This is a genomic window from Emticicia sp. C21, from assembly GCF_003418935.1.
Taxonomy (GTDB): domain Bacteria; phylum Bacteroidota; class Bacteroidia; order Cytophagales; family Spirosomataceae; genus Emticicia.
Genome location: NZ_QVMT01000013.1, coordinates 45,093 through 64,666, shown reverse-complemented (window position 1 = coordinate 64,666; position 19,574 = coordinate 45,093). Strand labels below are relative to the sequence as shown.

Genomic DNA, 19,574 nt, shown 5'->3' with positions numbered 1-19,574 from the left:
AATGTCAGACCACCATAACGAAGAGTTCAGATTAAACACACCTGAGTTTAATCAGCTCAATAAAAAGTTAGACAGACGTACTTTTCTTACCAAAACTTCATTGGGTTTGGGTGCGCTAGCTATGGGCTCGTTGTTGGGTTCTAAGGCAATCTTTGGTCAAAGTGGTAAACGTCTGGTTGAAAATCCTCAGAATTTAGAGGAAGAAATTTTTAAAGCATTACCTCATTTTGCACCCAAGGCTAAGCGTGTAATATATCTCTTTATGAGTGGTGGCCCATCCCAGTTTGAAACCTTTGATTATAAACCAAAACTGGTAGAGATGGCAGGACTGAATTTACCCGATTCTGTCCGAAAAGGGCAACGCCTTACAGGTATGAGCGCAAGCCAGAGCGTACTACCAATGGTACCCTCTATATTTAAATTCAGTCAATATGGTAAAAGCTGCACATGGGTAAGTGACTTATTACCACATACTGCCAGTGTTGTTGACGAGCTCTGTGTCATAAAATCTATTTATTCAGAAGCGATCAATCATGACCCTGCCATTACTTTCTTTCAAACCGGGAATCAGTTACCGGGCCGACCATCCATCGGTTCGTGGGTAAGCTATGGATTAGGTTCTGACAATAATAATTTGCCAACTTTCATAGTGCTGGTATCTAAGAATGCTCCAAGAGATCAGCCTTTATATGCTCGTTTGTGGGGTAATGGATTTCTGCCATCCAAGCATCAGGGCGTGCAATTCCGGTCAGGGAAAGACCCTGTTTTGTTTCTCAACAATCCCGAAGGGTATGATGGAAAAGACAGAAAAGAAATGTTGGATTACCTGGCGAAGCTGAATCAGTTACAGAATCAAGCCTACGGCGACCCGGAAGTAGATAATAGAATTGCGCAATATGAAATGGCTTATCGTATGCAGACTTCTGTGCCTGAGGTAATGGATATTTCAAATGAGACTGATGAGGTTTTTGATTTATACGGCCCTGATAGCAGAGATACAGGTACTTATGCGGCTAATTGCCTTTTAGCCCGTAAATTGATTGAAAAAGATGTGAAATTTGTTCAATTATATCATCAGGGATGGGATCAACACGGAGGATTGCCTAAAAGCATAGCCAATCAATGTAAACAGGTCGATCAGGCAACATCAGCCTTAATACTGGATTTGAAGAGAAGAGGTCTTCTGGAAGAAACATTGGTTATATGGGGCGGTGAGTTTGGCCGCACAGTTTATTCACAGGGTAAATTGACGAAAGATGATTATGGACGAGACCATCATCCAAGATGCTTTACGATGTGGATGGCAGGAGCAGGGGTAAAAGCAGGATTTAATTATGGAGAGACAGATGATTTTAGCTATAATATTATTAAAGATCCGGTTCATGTACATGACTTTCAGGCTACCTTAATGCACTTGATGGGGGTAGACCATGAAAAATTGAGTTTTAAATTTCAGGGAAGAAGATTCCGTTTGACTGATGTTCATGGAAAAGTGGTAAGGGATATTTTAGCTTGATGAAAATTTTATTACAGAAACATATTATGAAAAAACTACTATTAATTGTAATTCTCCCGTTATCATTCATAAATCTACAAGCGCAAACCAAAGCCCCCGAAATGCTCAAAGGCAGTTTCATGGATGATTATAAAATTACCTACACCATCACAGATACTCTTTGGGTACAAAAGCCAAACGCCAAATATCATATCATTAAATGGAATGAAAAAGAACAATATTTCATTGCCAGAAATGATAAAAATAACCCGGCAGATGGCGGGCTTTATACCCGAATAGATTATATGACTTTTGAAAGCATGCAGCCATTTTTATGGGGTTTTTGTCTAAGTGCTTATAATTCTGCTACAGAAATTGCGGCCGAAGCTGTGAAAATTGCGGATAGAGCGAACCCAAGGAAAGGTTGTAATGGGTTTCCTTTTTCCAGGATGAAGAGGGTTGATTAAATTAAAAGATTTGTCAAGGATTAAACCCCTAAACTTTTATAATCAATGTCTTTAATTAGTGGTATTTCTTTGAAATAAAATTTATATTCGGGCAATCAATAATAGAATTAAATGATATTTGAGGTCATAAAATTAATATTTTCTAAAGATTTTAGAGAAACTGTATCTGATTTGTATAAACTCAGAAAGACCAACGACTGGAAAAAAGATATACAAATATATAAAGGTAAGTTCCGAGAGGAATTAAAGGAAGAAGCGAAACTGTTAATAGATGACTGTGTTAAAATACTAGTTGAAAAAAAGTGGATGGAGAAAGATATTCAGAATATTAGATTTGTTTTTTGGGAATTAGTAAATAATGCATTTACATATGGAAGCAAGGTAGTGTCTGTAAAATTGATTTTTTCTCAATCTTTCATTAGATTTGAAGTAAGTGATTCAGGAAAAGGGTTTAATTTAAATGAAGTACTGAAAAAGCAAGGAGCACTTGAAAATTCATCATATAAGAGTGTAAGAGGTTTAGGGATGATTTGCCGTATAACCCCTGCTATTTCGAACGAAAAAAAATGGAATTTGCATACACTAAAAGTATTGTTGCTAAAAGGTGAAGGAAGTATAGAAGTGAAAAGTTACATGGGCATTACTATATTTATTGTAAATGGTATGACTTATGATAATGAAATTTTTTGGAGAGAATTAGAAAATAGGTTGAATGATTTACCAGAAAATTCGAAAGTATTAATTAGTTTTTTGACTATTTCCACGAATGAGGTGATGCAAAATGTCGAATTGAAACCAAATCGTTCAACAGCTGCAATCCATATTATGTTGAAACTTCTACAAGAAAAAAGGGATTCTTTCAAAATTGCAATGTATGGTTTAAATAGTATTAGTTATGAGATAGGCAAATATATTAAATTTCACTTCAATTCATTTGATAATTTTGATGAGGCTGTCAAATTTCTTAATGAATAAATGGCAGTACATCACTAATGAGAAATAAATTTAACCATAAAAAATAAAAGCGTGTGAAACTCACACGCTTTATTCATTCAACTATTATTTGACATCATTTAAACCGTTTCAACCTCAATTTTGGCTTTGGCTTTTTTCTTGCCGCCTATATTGAACAACTTGTTCACTTTCACTCTCCATCCTTCAATCACCATATATACAGCAGGAACAAGAATTAAGGTTAATATCATTGAACTCGTCAGACCACCGATAATTACCCAGGCCATTCCGTTTTTAGTTTCAGCTCCTGCGCCAGATGCCAAAGCAATAGGCAACATACCGAATATCATGGCCAACGTAGTCATCAGAATTGGACGCAAACGTTCTTTACCCGCTTCTATCAAAGCCTCTTTAACAGACATCCCTTCGCTTTTTAAGTGATTAGTAAAGTCTACAATCAGAATCGCATTCTTACACACCAACCCCAAGAGCATAATCAAACCCAGAATAGCAAAGATTGTGAACGAGTTCATGGTCAGTGCCAGCGCCAGAATTGCTCCAATCATCGCTACAGGTATCGAGAAAAGTACCACAAAAGGATAAACCACACTTTCATAAAGGGCAATCATAATCAGGTATACTAATAAGATACCGATACCCATTGCCAGACCTAAACTCCCGAAGGCATCTCCCTGATTTTTGGCATCACCTAAGTAGTCAATAATCACTCCCTCAGGTAATTTTGTTTTTGCCAGTTCTTTCTTAATATCTTCTACAATCGTGCCCGATGGGCGACCTACAGCTGCAGAGTTAATCTTGATTGAACTCAAACGGTCTGTTCTTTCTAAGATTGACTGTCCTACAATTTCACTGATACTCGCAAAGTCAGTCAGTTTAACAATCGCTCCACGGCTATTTCTGATAGTCAGGTTTCTCACGTTTTCAATATTTTGCTTATCCGATTTATCGAAAATGATATTGATACCGTATTCCTCACCTTTATCTTTATACTTTGTATTATTATTTCCTTGAAAAGCTATCTGCACTGCCGAACCCACATCTGGAATACCCACACCTAGTTTAGACATTTTGTCTCTATCCAGATTAATGGCAACCTCTGTTTTAGGGTTCTTCGTACTATATTTTACATAATCAGTACCAGGAGTTTTTATGACTATCTGTTTCACAATGGCTGCCGCTTTCACTACATCATCCATCACTGTTCCTTTTACTGCAATCGTAATCGGCGCTTGTGCATTACCTGTAGCCGAAATCGGTTGGATATTCACACTCAAACCAGGGATTCTTGAAATCGTATCCCGCATAATCTGACCAAATTCATCAGTCGAAATCTTACGATCATGTTTATCAACCAGAGTAACGGTAATCTCAGCTAAATTACTATTCGATGAATTACCGATAACTGAAGCCTGTGTACCCACGTTCGAGAAAACATTCGTTACTTCCGGTCTTTCCATCAGCATTTTCTCAACTTTCGCAACTGCCTGGTTAGTTTGTACCAAAGGTGTTTCAGGTGCTAAGTCTAATTGAATCGATAACTCGCCACGGTCGGCATTACCAATAAATGAAGCCCCTACAAAACCTTTTGAAAGCAAAGTGAAAGTAGCTACAAACAATAGAATGATACCGATAAACACATAACGCTTGTTGCCTAAAGACCATTTCAGAACGCCGATATAAGTATCTCTGATTCTATCTATAATACTCTCAAAACCTAAATTTAGTTTCCCCCAAAGCGTGTTTTTCTTCAAAATCTCTAACTTACCCCATCTTGACGCTAAAAGCGGTGTTAAGGTAAATGACACGAACAAACTCATCAGGGTTGAGAATACGATTACCAATGAGAATTCTTTCAGGATATTCCCAATCAGACCACCGGCTAAGGCTAATGGTAAGAATACCACAACGTCCACAAGGGTAATCGCCATCGCTGTAAATCCAATTTCATTTCTACCTTCCAAAGCTGCCTCACGCTTATTTTTACCCATTTCCAGGTGTCGGTAAATATTCTCTAATACCACTATACTATCATCTACCAGAATACCTACCACTAACGATAAGGCCATCAATGTCATCAGGTTTAGCGAGAATCCAAAGACCCACATCAGAATAAAGGTCGGTATCATGGCAGATGGAATGGCCACCAAAACGAATAGCGAACTTCTGATACTGTGCAAGAAAAGCACCATCACCACACCCACAATGATAATCGCTAGGTACAAGTCATGCATTACCGCATCGGCAGACGCTAGTGTATATACCGATTGGTCAGAAGCAATTTCATAATTGAAATCTTTCGATGGATAGCTCGATTTAATTTTAGCTAAAGCCGCTTTCGCACCTGCACTTACCTCTACTGCATTGGCATCGGTTTGTTTCATAATCTGAATACCGATGGCTGGTTTACCGTTAATACGGTTCAATGTACTTGCTTCTGTTTGAGAATCAGTTACAGTAGCTAAATCTTTCAATAAAATACGACTTCCACCTACATTCTCACGGATAATCAAGTTTCTGATATCTTCAACCTTTTTCAATTTGGCATCTAAACGCAAAGAGAAGCGCGATTGGTCAGTTTTAATGCTACCAGCCGGATACGACACCCCACTGCTGGCAATGATCTGGTTGACCATTGCCGACGAAATATTATAGGTTTGGAGTTTGTCATTATCTAAATACACCTCAATCTCACGCTCATTACCACCAATAATATTTACCTGCGCTACACCTGCTACGTTGGTCAACAAGGGTTTTACCTGCAAATCAATAAAGTCATATAATTCTGTTTGAGGTATTTTTGAGGTAGCACTCACTTTCAGAATCGGTAAGTCGTCAAGACTTAATCTTGATACTACCGGGTCATCAATATCGTCCGGAAGTCTCGATTTAATCTGGTTTACTTTACGTTCAGCATCCTGTTGGGCATTGATTACATTAAAACCTGATTTCAAAGTCACTGTAATCAAAGAAAGACCTTCTTGCGAAGAAGAAGAAATCATATCAACCCCTTCAATAGACGATACTGCTTCTTCCAATGGTTTGGTTACACTGCTTTCTACTTCGTCAGAGGCCGCACCTCTATAAGTAGTCTGCACCATAATCACGTTCGTTTCAAATTTCGGTAATAAGTTATAATTCAATGTTTTATAACTTATAAAACCGAAGAGTATAAGGGTAACGAAAATTACTGTAATCAGTAATGGTCGTTTAATTGATAATTCTGTTATTGACATGGCTCTGATTATTTAATAGGTGCGATTTGAATACTACTACCATCTACAATGTTGATGATACCCTCAGTAATGATTTGTTCTCCTTCGTTCAAACCACTCAAAACCTCTACGTTTTCGCCAACTTCGCGGCCTAATACAATTTTACGTAGTACCGCTTTGCCACCTTCTGCTACAAATACATAAGGGTTTTTCATACCGTCACCTAAAGCCTTTTTAGGAATCTGCAGAGCATTCGCATTTTTGTTCAGGTTAAATTCAACTTTTACATAAGTCCCTGCTTTCAAAGCTGCGTTGCCATTGGCTAATAAAATATCTACTTTATAATTGTGATTATCGTCACCTTGTGGGCTGATATAAATGATACGTCCGCTGAAAGTCTTAGTTGGGTATACATCAGTTGTAATACTTGCCGATTGTCCTAATTTCAACTCATATACATCTTTTTCATTTACATATACCACCGTTTTCAACTGATTCACGTCAACAATAGAGGCAATAGGAGTTCCTATATTGGCATATTCACCGGCAGTTAATTTTTTGTCAGTTATCACACCACTAATAGGCGAAATAATTTTACCGTCAGCAATTTGTTGTTTCAATTGCTCGGCCTGAATCTTATTATTTTCATAATTGAATTTGGCATCAGTTACGGCTGTTTCGTTAATCGCATTTCCGGCTAATAACTCTTTATTACGCTCATAATCAGTTTTAGCTTTGTTAATGGTCAGCTCTGTTGATTGTAGGCTGATTTGCTTTACTTTTGTATCAACAGTACCGATAACCTGGCCTTTGGCTACTCGTGTGCCTAATTCAATATTCAATGTCTCAATTCTTCCTTGGGTACTAGCTGTTAAAACTGCTTTTTCTTTAGGCTCTAAAACCGCAGGTAAGTTCAGGTTACCGCTAATAGGAAGCAAGGCTACCTTCGTAGTAGACACATAAATGGCTACCTGACTACGGTCAATTACTTTTTTACTCTCGTCGATTTTCTTTTTGTTAGCTACCAGTTTAAAAGATATGGCACCAATTACGCCGATAATAATAGCTATTGTGATGATTCTTGTTTTCATTTTTTTGTATAGTATAAAGCTTTGCAGCTTCTGATTTAAATGATGTAATTACTTATTTTAATTGATTAACATAAGTTGACAGATTCCCTTGTGATTTTTCTAAGTCAACTCTTGCCGTTAGGAAATTTAATAATGATGAAATGTAATTGCTTTGCGCTTCTTTGTATGAGTAATCTGAGTTAAGGAAATCAGTCAACGAAGCCGTTCCTTTCTGATATTGTAAGCTTGTATTTTTCAATATATCCGCTGCCAGGTCCAGGTTTTGCTTGTTATCGTTCATACTGGTATAAGAGCGGAACAAAGCGGTGTTAGCATTCTGAAACTGTAATTCGTAATTTCTTTCGTTTAACTTCAAGTTCTCCTGTGCATTCAATAAACTTAATTTGCTTTGCGATAACTGACTTTTCTTTCTATTCCCATCAAAAATTGGAATATTCAGTTTTATACCTATTGAGGAGTAATCAAACCAGTTGCTAAATGATTTGCCAAACTCATTACCAAACGATTGTCCACCATAACGAGCATAAGCACCTAGGGTAGGGTAGAAGGCAAATTTCTTACGTTCTACATCTAATTGCTGTAAGGCTATATTGTTAGATTGAATCTTGAAATCAAGCAGATTTTTTGTGTCTAATTGATTAGCAACCGGCATACTCACCTGCATTGAATAATCTAATGAGTCATTGATGGCAATATTATGAGATAATTCCATACCCATCGCATATTTCAATTTATTTAAGGCTAATTCTCTATTAGTTTTCAGAAGCGATAATTGCGACTTGATATTATTCTGGCTTACTTTCATGCGGTCATAGTCAATCTTTTTGGCTACCCCTTTTTCATATTGTAATTGTAAGATTCTTAACAATTCTTCATATTTTTTTTCGTTTTCAACCAGTAATTTCTCTTGCTCATTATAAGTAAGTATCTGGTAATAAGCCGTAATTGTATTGTATACAATGTTCTCATTGTTTTGCAATAATTTTAAGTCGGCTATCAATGTATTTACTCTGTTCGCCTCTTTTGCCACTGAAACAGTTCTATCAAATAGAACCTGGTCTACTTGTGCTACTAAGTTCGTATTGTACTGATTTCCGAACTGAACTCTGATTTCTTCTGGACTAAATGCACCTGCAGGTAATACCGTTACCTGGCGTTTCAGATTGTCATCAAAAGTGGCTGTACCGTTTACTTGTGGTAAATAACCTGCTAAGGCTTCAGTCTTTTTCTCTTTCGCAATCAAAACCTCATTTTTATAGATAGTACTGCTCGGATTGTTTTTTAAACTATAAGCGATACTCTCTTTTAAGCTAAATAAGATAGGTTTTGATTCTTGTGCTTGTGTGATAACCGATATCATCGTCAGGAGTATTGCTATCGGTAATGCTTTTACTTTTTTCATTATTTTGTACTATATTGAGATTTAATTTAATTTTTTTAGTTCTGAATTAAAAGAACCAACAAATGCAAAAAAAATTACTTTTTAGATAGTTCCCATTTCTTGAACAGAACCGGAATTTCTCTGTTCATAAACTCCATAAAGTTGATAAACTCTTCAAGCCCCTGATTAAAGTCTTTGGTTGAGTGTGGTCTCTGGTCAAGCACTTCACGCATGGTTTTATGTACTTTATCAAATTCCAGGAATTTAGTCTTCATGTTTTCTTTCCAATCTGATAAATTACTTTTAAAATAACGTTTTCTATCGCCTGGCTTAGTAATATACTCGATTCGTTCCATTGAAAGCAGTAAATTCAAGGCATTGCTGGTAGCACTTTTACTTAAATTCAATAGCTCACGGATTTCATCGAAGGTCAATTCTAATTTATCTGATACTAACAATAAAGCTGCTATTCTCGCTGAAGCCGGTTGTAAACCGTTTTCGAAAATCAAACCAAGTTTCTCGATCAGGGCTAATTGTTTGTCGCTTAATTTTATACTGTCCATTGTTGTCATTTAATAACGATGCAAATGTAGATAGTTTTTTTGGTTCTGCAAATAAAGAACCAAGCATTTTCAAAAATAGTTTATTTTATCAGAGAATTTCTGGTAATAGTACAATTTTCTGTAATGAGTGGAGGGAAGAGAGGATAAAAGGCGATTAAAATTGAAGAATACGAGTGTATTTATCTGGATAAAATTGAATCAATAGGGTAATTAGAGGCGAATAACCTTAGTGGCTTTAGCCAAATGCCTAACATGAAACAATAATAAAGATTTTAGGCAATTTTTTTAGAATCCTACTAAATACTCCTTTTACGGAAATCTTCCGGAGTAATATGCTCATATTTCTTGAAGAACTTGGTGAAATAAGAGTTATCACTAAAGTTCAGATCATAAGAAATTTCAGAAATGCTGAGATTCTGATTCACTAACATTCTTTTCGCTTCCAGTAAAACCCGGTTGCGGATTACTTCACCTGCCGTAATGCCCAGATGGTCTTTACATAAGGCATTCAAATGATTGGGAGTGATATAGAGCAATTCAGCATAATCCATCGGTCTTTTCAGGCTGATATAATGCTTCTCAACCAGTTTCTGAAAGTTTTTGAGTAAGGTATAATTAAAGAAAGGAATAGTAGAGGGCTTGTTGGTATGCGTATGTTTATCAATTTCTAAAAAAGCCTGAAGAAGCAGTACCCTTACAATATCCCAGCGGAAAGTATTGTTTTGGATAGAGTGTTGCATAATCTCTTCAAAAATCCGGGTAATCTGCCCTTGTAATTCTTCCGGTAGATTGATAACTCCATTATCGGCTATGCCATTAAAGAATGAGAAAGTTTCGAGATAATCAGGTCTTAGCAGAAAAGATTGAAAAAAGGAAGTGGAGAAGTTTACTACATATCCATCAACTTCTCCATCAAAATCCCAGCTATGTACTTGTCCGGGCACCATAAAATAGATTTGGTAAGGCTGTACCGGAAAACTACTGAAATCGATGGTATGGCTTCCACCTCCCTTAGTAAATAAGAGTAAATGATAAAAAGTATGTCTATGAGCCTTGCGTAGATTCTGGTGTACTTTCAGGTATTCAGCAAAACCACTTACCAATATATCCTCATCTCTGAAATCCGTCAGATTGCTTATATCAACTATAGGAATATGATTTGCAGGACTCATAGGCAATTACATTAATGAACGGCATGTTCATGTTTATATTCAGGTTTATAGTCATTAAAAAACTGTAACCATAATGACCTTGAGAAACGGAAAAATACAGGAAACAAGATAACTGTCAGTAATAAATAGCCTCCTAAATATATTCTCCAATCAATCAGATTTTCGAAGTAGAGATAGAAGGTAACAGTGGCTATTGCAAAAAGTGCCACATTGAATGCATAGCTAATAAACATAGAGCCATAGAAAAAACCTACTTCTTTTTCATATTTTAAATGACATTCGGGGCAATGTTTATGCATCGCGGTCATTTTACCCAATACAAAAGGATTTTTGGTTTCGAATATATCACCCTCCTGACAACGAGGGCATTTCATTTTTATAGCGGCTTCAACTTTGTTCATGATTGTATTTGTTTAATGATACAAAGGTATAGCCCGGCGCCTTTAAACTCTGGTAGCAAATATAGAATCTATGGTACTAATTACTGATTAGGATATTTCTAAGAGTAGAGTCTATTATAATATATTTATCGTTCCAACGAATGCTTTGCAGCTGAGAGGTTTAATTAATGGATACCTAAAATAAGAAAGGCAGCCATATATTATATTTGTATATCTTTAATAAGCTATACTGACAAGGTTGTTACAAAAAAATGCAGCCACCTATGGTAAGAATTAGTACAAAACAATTAAATATAACAACTGAAAATTGTAACCTTAAAACATCATTTCATGTTTGAGTACGATTAAAAATCGAGAAGTAAACTATGCGAAGTGAGTAGTCTTTTGGATTTTTAATTGTACGAGTTTAAATGATGGCTGCTTTTTGGTTACTTTTTGCAGCAACAAAAAGTAACAACCCGGTACTATGAAAACAAAATAATATAAGACGTACGTTTTAATTTGCATTATTATTGAAAGCAAAAATTACTTAGTTCGCGCTGCAATTAACAGTATAGTAATGATTCGTTTATTATATGTCAAAGAAACAAGAAAGCCTGATGATATTATTAGAACATCAGGCTTTCAGAATAAAATTATTCAAATTACAAATTACCTTTCTTAAACTCTTTCACTGCATAATCTGCAGCGCGAGCTGTAATCGCCATAAAAGTAAGAGATGGGTTTTGTGTTGAATTTGATGTCATACAAGCACCATCAGTCACGAATACATTTTTGCAATGGTGCATGGCGTTCCATTTATTGAGCAATGATGTTTTAGGGTCATTGCCCATACGAACACCGCCCATTTCATGAATATCCAGACCCGGAGCCTTTTTAGGATTATCATGTGTCTGAATGTTTTTGAAACCAGACAATGTCAGCATTTCAGTCATTTGTTCATGGAAATCCTTAATCATTTTTTCATCGTTATCATCATAAGCAACTGATGTTCTGATTAATGGAATTCCCCAGGCATCTTTCTGGTCTTTATCTAAAGTAACAAAATTACTTTCCTTCGGAATCGTTTCACCCATCATGTGTGAGCCCACACGCCAGTTGCCATATTTTCTATCAAAAAGGCTGTTTTTCAATTCCTCTCCAATGCCGTTGTTATCCGTATAATTCATGCGGCTTCCACTGAAACCGGCTGCATAACCACGTAAGAAATCAGTTTCCTGTTTAGCCAAATTACGGAAACGAGGAATATAACTGCCATTCGGACGAATACCTTCAGTTTTACTATCCAATAACCCTTCATATTCTGCCGATATAGTGGTTCGGAAGTTATGGAAAGCAATATATTTACCTAATAAACCGCTATCATTGCCTAATCCATTCGGGAAGCGGCTAGAGATTGAGTTTAAAAGAATAAGGTTCGTATTAATAGTTGCCGCATTTACAAAAATGACTCTTGCATAATATTCAGTCATTTGCTTGGTATGCGCATCAATCACTCTCACCCCAGTTGCTTTGTTTTTCTTCTCATCAAAGATGATAGAATGAACAACCGAGTCAGGTTTCAAGGTCAATTTGCCGGTTTTAGCTGCCCAGGGTAGGGTTGAGGAGTTACTACTGAAATATCCACCATAAGGACAACCTCTCTGGCAAAGTGAGCGGTTCTGACATTGTCCACGTCCCTGTTGTGTATGAATTGGCTGAGGTTTAGTCAAATGCGCACAACGGCCAATAATTACCGGACGTGCACCTTTATAATGCTTTGCCATCTCGCCAGTAAAATGTTTTTCAACGCATGATTGCTCATGTGGTGGTAAAAATTCACCATCTGGCAATTGTGCTAAACCATCTTTATTACCCGAGATTCCGGCGAATTTTTCAACATAGCTATACCATGGAGCAATATCTGCATAGCGAATAGGCCAATCAATAGCAAATCCATCACGGGCAGGGCCAGTAAAATCATAATCAGACCAGCGCTGAGTACCTCTGGCCCACATCAACGATTTTCCACCTACCTGATATCCACGTATCCAGTCGAATGGTTTATCTTGTATATAAGGGTGTTCGTTATCTTTTACGAAAAAGTGCGCAGCGTCTTCGTTGAATGCATAACAACGGCTGGCGATTGGATTGGCATCTCTTAATGCTTTCGGGATTTGACCTAGATGCTCAAATTCCCATGGTTGCATCATGGTAGTTGGGTAGTCAGTTACATGGCGTACGTCACGACCACGTTCTAAAACCAGGGTACGCAATCCTTTTCCGGTTAATTCTTTGGCTGACCAGCCACCGCTGATACCAGAGCCAATCACAATTGCGTCAAAGGTACGTTCTTTGACAGAATCTATATTTAAAAATGACATAATAGCTTTAAATAGAGTATTGTAATTAAATAGATGAGTGTTTCCGAAGTCGGAATCGGAATTAAGCTTTTACAGGCACGCAACCATGATAAAAACCGGGAGCCATATTAAACTTCAAGACATTAGTCATGTAAAATTCAGAGTTGGTGTAACCCTGAATCGTCAAGCGTTTAATCATGTTGGCAAATTGCTTTGAAGTACCGTCAGAAGAATCGAGCATTTTGTTAATCACGTCTTTCTTTTGAGTAGCATCTAAGGCTACAAAAGATTTCTGATAAGTTTGTTGTGCCAGTTCTTCCGTCTTTTTGAGTCCGTCTTTGAAAGTTTTTTGTTGAGCTTCGCCATAGCAATCATTAATCATTCGCATGGCAAATTTATGAACTTTCAAAGATTTTGCTCCCGGGGTAGCATTTTCCGGAATGATGGTTTCGACGATTTCGCCTAATAGTTCTTCATCATTGTAGGATAGGTTGGAGGTTTTACCTAGAGATTCAGGTGTCCAGTTTGTCGCCCATGAAGGTAATACTACCAAACTCCCGAATGCTACAGATAAATTTTTAATTGCATTGCGCCTTTGCATAATTATTTTAATATTTATTTGTCGTAAATCCATACAAACTTAAATATTAAAACTTAAAATGCCCATGTTTTAGTATGAGAAAATTTAAGTAAATCAGTGCTAAGTCAAAAAAGCTTAATTTCTTGAACGTTTTTCATAAGATTTTCCATACTTCTTTTTCTTCTCGGCCTCGTAGTCTCGTCTTACATTTACTTTCTTGTTTTTCTCCGATTTTTCATGAAAGGCAGGTCCTACTTCTTCTTTTTTTGGTCTTTTTAGGAGAGGTTCTTTCATATTTACCTTAGGCATTTCGTCTTCAGTCAATTCGTCAGATATTTCAAGCTGTTCAGGCAAAGGCAATACTGGTATCTGATAATTCATTAATTGCTCAATTGCTTCTTTCGCTTCAGCATCTTTCCCGGTAAAGAAACTAATGGCAATCCCTTTTTTATCTTGCCGACCCGTTCTACCAATACGATGGATATAATTTTCTGGTACTTCCGGCACATCAAAATTAATCACATGCGAAACCTCTGAAATATCTAATCCTCTGGCCACTATATCAGTAGCGATCAGGATTCTATACGTACCATTCTGAAAATTTTTAACGGTATCGAAACGATTATTCTGCGATTTATTGGAATGAATGACACCTAACTGAGAAGAAAATTCCATTTCTAATTCATCATATAACTGGTCTGCCAATTGTTTGGTAGCTGTAAAAACCAGAACCTTGCTTGTTTCAGCAGGTTTAGCCAATAATAATTCTAAAAGATTAACTTTTGTATAAAAGTTAGGTACCTCATAAGCTGTCTGTGAAATATTATCAAGTGGGGTTCCCACAGGAGCTGCTTCAATTTTGACGGGCTGATTAAAGTAATCTTTAATAATGTGTTCTACTTCTTCAGTCAAAGTAGCCGAAAACAAGAGGTTTTGTCTCTTAACAGGCAACAAATCAAGGATATTTACCAATTGCGGACGAAAACCCAGATTCAACATTTCATCTACCTCATCAATCACCAGTTTTTTTATTGATTTGGTTTTTACCACATTTGTAGCAAGCAAATCTATCAATCGACCAGGCGTACCTACCAATATATCGCAACCATTGTTTAACTCAAGAACTTGCTGTTTAATATTTACACCACCATATACACCCACTACCTGCAGACTCAAATATTTGCTTAGAAGTTTAACTGATTCCACTACCTGAGCCACCAACTCTCTGGTTGGAACAATAATTAATAATTGTGGATTTTTTTCTTTCGAGAATTGATATTGTCTTAAGCTCGGTAGGAGGTAGGCAAAGGTTTTCCCTGTTCCTGTCTGTGCTATCCCACAAACATCCTGCCCTGACATGACAACAGAAAAAGCTTTTTTCTGGATAGTAGTTGGAGTGGTATAGCCTAAATCATCTAAGGCATTGAGTAATTGTTTATTCAGATTTAATTCTTCGAAAGTCATTGCTTGGTAAATTATACTTGTATTGGCTGATTTGTATCTTAAATGTTAGAAGTATTAAAGTATTCTAACATGCTTGAGCTATAAGAAGTTTCAAAATGTAAAGATTGATCCTGATAGAAGATTATTAAGGAAATGTTATTTGTAGATGCCATTTAGAAGAAATGCAAGCTTACTTAGAAAATGCTTTTCACATTGCAATTAACATGTTAATTTGAAGAGGAATAAAGTTAAGTCATAAAATATTTAATAGACGTACTATTCTAGGAATTAAATTATTTACAGAATAGTCAGTCTATTAAATATTGAAAAACTCAAATTTCATTTTAGTTTGGACTAATAAATTCGAAAAGATTAATTTGCGGGGGACTTTGAACGATTTGATTAGGAGTTTCTCTATAATAAACCATAATCGAAATCCCGATAATTATACCTAAACTGAATGATAAAAAACAGAAGAAAAAAAATACTAACACAAAATTTAAAAAATTAAGTAAATAATAGGTTTGACTCCTCGAATTTAAGATAATTTTATATAATATTTCAAATCTGGATTCCCAAAATTTACTAATTATCTGTTTTTTTAATCTCTATTAAAATTTCATTAAAATTATTAAGGGGCTTTCCGATACAATTCTTTATTTTGACTAATTCTTTTTATTTTAATTATTGTTTTCGAAAATGTTTTTTGTTTCCACCTGTTTATTATTTGATAAAAATGACAAGCTTCTCATATACCTTAGAGATGATAAACCAACTATTTCTTATCCAAATCACTGGGATTTATTTGGTGGGATAATAGAAGACGGTGAAACTCCCGAACAAGCTTTATTACGTGAAATTAAAGAGGAGATTGGGGTTGATTTACACACTTATTCCAAGTTTAAGGAATACATTGGAGATAATGAAAGTAAGCCTAATAAGAAATACGTCTTTTATTCCAGGATTAATTATCTGCCTGAAGAACTGATTCTAAATGAAGGGCAAAGATTGACAAGTATTGGCTTAAATGATAGATCTAACTATAAATTTGCCAATATTCTAGGGAGAATAATTGACGATTTCGCTAATTCTGAATTTGTATATTCAAAATGAAATAGTAAATAAAAAAGCGTAACATCTTTATTGTCAGATTGTTACGCTCATTTGTGGAGACGCAGAGAGTCGAACTCTGGTCCGAACATGGCACTTGTCGAGCCTTCTACATGTTTATTCGGTCTTAATTTTCGGGAAAAGCTAGGTGTCCGACATACCGAAACTTTTCCTTAGAAACCTAAATACTAATTAAGCACAAGTTCCCCGCACTTAATCGCCTCTCCGGGTCGACACTCCGAACTCCCCAGCAGCAGAGGTTAACCAGGGCGGAATGTGGCTAAAAGGTTAATTCACTCCGGAATTAAGCAGCCATGGCATACGAAGTATTGCCAGTTATTTTTCGGAAGAATTTTTAACAGGAGGTTCTACCAGCTCCCGACATGCTTTTACTCGCAACCACTCACGCCGTCAAAACCGGTCGTCCCCATGATTGTTTGTCATCATATGACAAAAATCGTTTGTGAAAAGTTCGCGACAATTAAAAAATATTTAGGACTCCTAATCACTAATTCACTAACTCAGCAACCGTTACCCGCTCAGTCACTCAATTCCTAAACCTTCATACTCAATGCAATACGTTTTCTGGGAATATCTATTTCAGTAACTTTTACCTGAACTTTCTGATGCACTTTCACTACCTCATTCGGATCTTTAATGAAACGATTCGCCATTTGAGAAACATGCACCAGTCCATCCTGATGGACACCTACATCAACAAAACAACCAAAGGCAGTAATATTGGTAACGATTCCGGGCAAAACCATACCTTCTCTCAAATCTTCTATTTTGTGCACATCAGAAGCGAATTCAAATTCTTCTAGTGCTTCCCTAGGATCACGACCAGGCTTTTGTAATTCAGAGAGAATATCATTTAATGTAGGTAAGCCAACATTTGCAGTTACATAATTATTCAGATTGATTTTTGATTTAATCTGAGCATTATTTATCAGGTCGGTTACTTTTAGTCCAATATCCTTTGCCATTTTTTCAACAATGCCATAAGTCTCCGGGTGTACCGCTGAATTATCTAAAGGATTTTTTGCTCCATTGATACGTAAGAAGCCTGCACTTTGTTCAAAAGCTTTTGCCCCTAAACGAGGGACTTTTTTCAATTCGTCTCTTGACCTGAATGCACCATTTTTAGCTCTATAATCTACAATATTCTGCGCTAATGACGGTCCTAAGCCTGAAACATAGCTTAATAAGTTTTTACTGGCCGTATTTAATTCTACACCCACTAAGTTTACACAGCTTTCCACTACCGAATCAAGGCTTTCTTTCAGCATCTTTTGCTCTACATCGTGCTGGTATTGACCCACACCAATAGATTTCGGGTCAATTTTTACCAGTTCAGCCAAAGGGTCCATTAATCTACGACCGATAGAAATGGCGCCACGTACAGTTACATCCTTTTTCGGAAACTCTTCTCTGGCAATTTCAGAAGCAGAATAAATGGATGCGCCCTGCTCTGAAACCACGTACACTTGTATCTTATCCAGTTTCAAAGATTTTACAAAACTTTCTGTTTCCCGGCTGGCAGTACCATTTCCAATAGCAATGGCTTGTATTTTATAATCATAAATTAGCTTTTTGATCACCCCTTCGGCTTCCATCTTCCTATCCATTGGATAAATGACAGTATCGTATAATAGATCTCCTTGTTCATTCAGACATACGGTTTTACAACCCGTTCTGAAACCTGGATCAACAGCCAATACTCTTTTTTGGCCTAGTGGAGATGCCAGTAATAATTGACGAAGATTAGCAGCAAAAATTTTGATGGCTTCAGTATCTGCCTTTTGTTTTGATAGATTTGAGAATTCAGTCTCAATACTTGGCTTTAGCAAACGATTATAAGAATCCGTAATAGCGTCTGCAACCTGGTCTTTTGCTTCAGGCAATCCTTTCAGATAAATACGATCCAGAGCATCGGTTCCTCTCTCAGCCTCGATTGATATATCTACTGAAAGAATGCCTTCTTCTTCACCCCTACGAATAGCCAGTAAACGATGTGAGGGTATTCTTGATAAGGGTTCTGAAAATTCAAAATAATCCTGATATTTAGCACCTTCTTCTTTTTTACCCTTTTTTACTTTAGCCGTCACAATTGATTCTCTTTCAAAAATTTTTCTAACGGCATTTCTTGCCTGAATGTCTTCATTGATCCATTCAGCCATAATATCTCTTGCTCCTTGTAGAGCATCTTCCACTCTTCCCACTTTATCATTAAGGTATTTCTCTGCAATGGCTTCAATGTTTCTATCCTTTTGTGCGAAAATAATTTTTGCTAATGGTTCAAGCCCTTTTTCAATAGCAATTGTTGCACGCGTTTTGCGCTTTTGTTTATAAGGTAGATATAAGTCTTCCAGCTCACTTAAATACAAGGCGTTTTGTAACTTACTCAGCAACTCAGGTGTCATTTTGCCCTGTTCCTCTATTGATTTGATGATGGCTTCTCTGCGTTTATCGGCCTCTAAAAACTTGCTGTGCTGGTCTTTGACAGAGGCAATCTGCACCTCGTCCATACTGCCTGTCATTTCTTTTCTGTATCGGGCAATAAATGGTATAGTTGCACCTTCTTCTAATAAAGTTATGGTATTCTTAACGTGTTTTTCTGTCGCACCTACAGCCTGGACTATAATTTGTATTTGTTTTGTGGTCATGTTTCCAACCTTTTTAATCTGAAAGGAATCCTAATTGTAAAATGAATATTCAAACACAAAAATCTATTATTAAAATGAAAATTCAATTGTTTGTAGCAATCATTCTTTCCACATTTTCTTTTATGGCTTGTGAACAGGATTCACAGATACCTGATGATCAGCAAAAATTAACGACTTTAGATGGTATTGTAATTAAATACGGCACAAGTTTCGGCATGTGTCTCGGGCCTTGTAGGAAAGAAATGGCATTAGTAAATGACGAAGCTGCATTTACGGTATACCAGAACGGTGGAAGAGGAACTGAAGGCGGTGATCCTAAAACTTATACAGAGAAATTAACAGATGAGTATGTAACAGCGGTTTCAAAAAGTGTTGATTTCGATACTTTTAAAAAATTACCGGAAACAATAGGATGTCCGGATTGTGCTGATGGTGGTGCTGAATGGGTAGAGATTACAAAAAACGATTCAAAGCATAAAGTAACTTTTGAGTTTGGTCATGATGTGCAAGAAATTGCCCCATTATTGAAGTTACTTCGTGAAAAGAGAATTTATTTCGAAGAAAAATATGTAAAACCTTAAGAGTCATTGGTGGGGATGTCTATAAATCCTAAATGACTTAAAATATGCTCTCAGTATTTTGAATTCTGCTGTTGATGCACTTGTTTTGTAAAAGC

At 36.5% G+C, this 19,574-nt stretch carries 15 protein-coding genes and 1 other RNA gene; 5 read left to right on the top strand and 11 right to left on the bottom strand.

Annotated features, from left to right (window positions below; translation table 11 throughout):
- Position 1: 1 nt before the first annotated feature.
- From D0T08_RS22940 to D0T08_RS22930, 3 genes are all read left to right on the top strand, one after another.
- The gene (locus tag D0T08_RS22940; protein ID WP_116985094.1) at positions 2-1,516 is read left to right on the top strand and encodes a DUF1501 domain-containing protein; all 1,515 of its coding nucleotides are present in this window, start codon (positions 2-4) and stop codon (positions 1,514-1,516) included.
- A 26-nt stretch (positions 1,517-1,542) separates the two neighbouring features.
- Positions 1,543-1,962: a hypothetical protein gene (locus D0T08_RS22935; protein ID WP_147322836.1), complete on the top strand. Its 420-nt coding sequence runs from the start codon at positions 1,543-1,545 to the stop codon at positions 1,960-1,962.
- Between the two features lie 111 nt (positions 1,963-2,073).
- Complete coding sequence (locus D0T08_RS22930) at positions 2,074-2,937, top strand: ATP-binding protein (protein ID WP_116985092.1); 864 nt, start codon at positions 2,074-2,076, stop codon at positions 2,935-2,937.
- Between the two features lie 98 nt (positions 2,938-3,035).
- Here the strand turns inward: D0T08_RS22930 and D0T08_RS22925 are convergent, their stop codons facing one another.
- The 9 genes from D0T08_RS22925 to D0T08_RS22885 all read right to left on the bottom strand — a co-directional run bounded on the left by D0T08_RS22925 (position 3,036) and on the right by D0T08_RS22885 (position 15,143).
- Positions 3,036-6,170: an efflux RND transporter permease subunit gene (locus tag D0T08_RS22925; RefSeq protein ID WP_116985091.1), complete on the bottom strand. Its 3,135-nt coding sequence runs from the start codon at positions 6,168-6,170 to the stop codon at positions 3,036-3,038.
- Positions 6,171-6,178: 8 nt separating this feature from the next.
- Positions 6,179-7,240, bottom strand: coding sequence for an efflux RND transporter periplasmic adaptor subunit (locus tag D0T08_RS22920; RefSeq protein ID WP_116985090.1), 1,062 nt, complete (start codon positions 7,238-7,240; stop codon positions 6,179-6,181).
- Between the two features lie 52 nt (positions 7,241-7,292).
- Positions 7,293-8,642 carry a TolC family protein gene (locus D0T08_RS22915; RefSeq protein ID WP_116985089.1) on the bottom strand — a complete coding sequence of 450 codons (1,350 nt, stop codon included), beginning with the start codon at positions 8,640-8,642 and terminating at the stop codon, positions 7,293-7,295.
- A 74-nt stretch (positions 8,643-8,716) separates the two neighbouring features.
- Positions 8,717-9,184 (bottom strand): GbsR/MarR family transcriptional regulator, encoded by a 468-nt coding sequence (locus D0T08_RS22910; protein ID WP_116985088.1) that lies wholly within the window; start codon positions 9,182-9,184, stop codon positions 8,717-8,719.
- Between the two features lie 296 nt (positions 9,185-9,480).
- Complete coding sequence (locus D0T08_RS22905; RefSeq protein ID WP_116985087.1) at positions 9,481-10,356, bottom strand: helix-turn-helix transcriptional regulator; 876 nt, start codon at positions 10,354-10,356, stop codon at positions 9,481-9,483.
- 11 nt (positions 10,357-10,367) lie between these two features.
- Positions 10,368-10,757, bottom strand: coding sequence for a DUF983 domain-containing protein (locus tag D0T08_RS22900; RefSeq protein ID WP_116985086.1), 390 nt, complete (start codon positions 10,755-10,757; stop codon positions 10,368-10,370).
- A 644-nt stretch (positions 10,758-11,401) separates the two neighbouring features.
- Positions 11,402-13,120, bottom strand: a complete 1,719-nt coding sequence (locus tag D0T08_RS22895) for a GMC oxidoreductase (RefSeq protein WP_116985085.1) — start codon at positions 13,118-13,120, stop codon at positions 11,402-11,404.
- A gap of 61 nt (positions 13,121-13,181) precedes the next feature.
- Positions 13,182-13,700: a gluconate 2-dehydrogenase subunit 3 family protein gene (locus D0T08_RS22890; RefSeq protein ID WP_116985084.1), complete on the bottom strand. Its 519-nt coding sequence runs from the start codon at positions 13,698-13,700 to the stop codon at positions 13,182-13,184.
- 114 nt (positions 13,701-13,814) lie between these two features.
- Positions 13,815-15,143 (bottom strand): DEAD/DEAH box helicase, encoded by a 1,329-nt coding sequence (locus D0T08_RS22885; RefSeq protein ID WP_116985083.1) that lies wholly within the window; start codon positions 15,141-15,143, stop codon positions 13,815-13,817.
- A 678-nt stretch (positions 15,144-15,821) separates the two neighbouring features.
- On the opposite strand from D0T08_RS22885, the gene D0T08_RS22880 reads away from it, so the two are divergent.
- On the top strand, positions 15,822-16,235 hold the full coding sequence (locus D0T08_RS22880) for an NUDIX domain-containing protein (RefSeq protein WP_116985082.1): 414 nt from the start codon (positions 15,822-15,824) through the stop codon (positions 16,233-16,235).
- 51 nt (positions 16,236-16,286) lie between these two features.
- On the opposite strand, the gene ssrA is transcribed toward D0T08_RS22880, so the two are convergent.
- Together ssrA and D0T08_RS22870 are read right to left on the bottom strand one after the other, a co-directional pair.
- Positions 16,287-16,661, bottom strand: a transfer-messenger RNA (tmRNA) gene (ssrA, locus tag D0T08_RS22875).
- Positions 16,662-16,786: 125 nt separating this feature from the next.
- Complete coding sequence (locus D0T08_RS22870; RefSeq protein ID WP_116985081.1) at positions 16,787-18,898, bottom strand: Tex family protein; 2,112 nt, start codon at positions 18,896-18,898, stop codon at positions 16,787-16,789.
- Positions 18,899-18,972: 74 nt separating this feature from the next.
- On the opposite strand from D0T08_RS22870, the gene D0T08_RS22865 reads away from it, so the two are divergent.
- Complete coding sequence (locus D0T08_RS22865) at positions 18,973-19,479, top strand: hypothetical protein (RefSeq protein WP_147322835.1); 507 nt, start codon at positions 18,973-18,975, stop codon at positions 19,477-19,479.
- Positions 19,480-19,574: the final 95 nt, after the last annotated feature.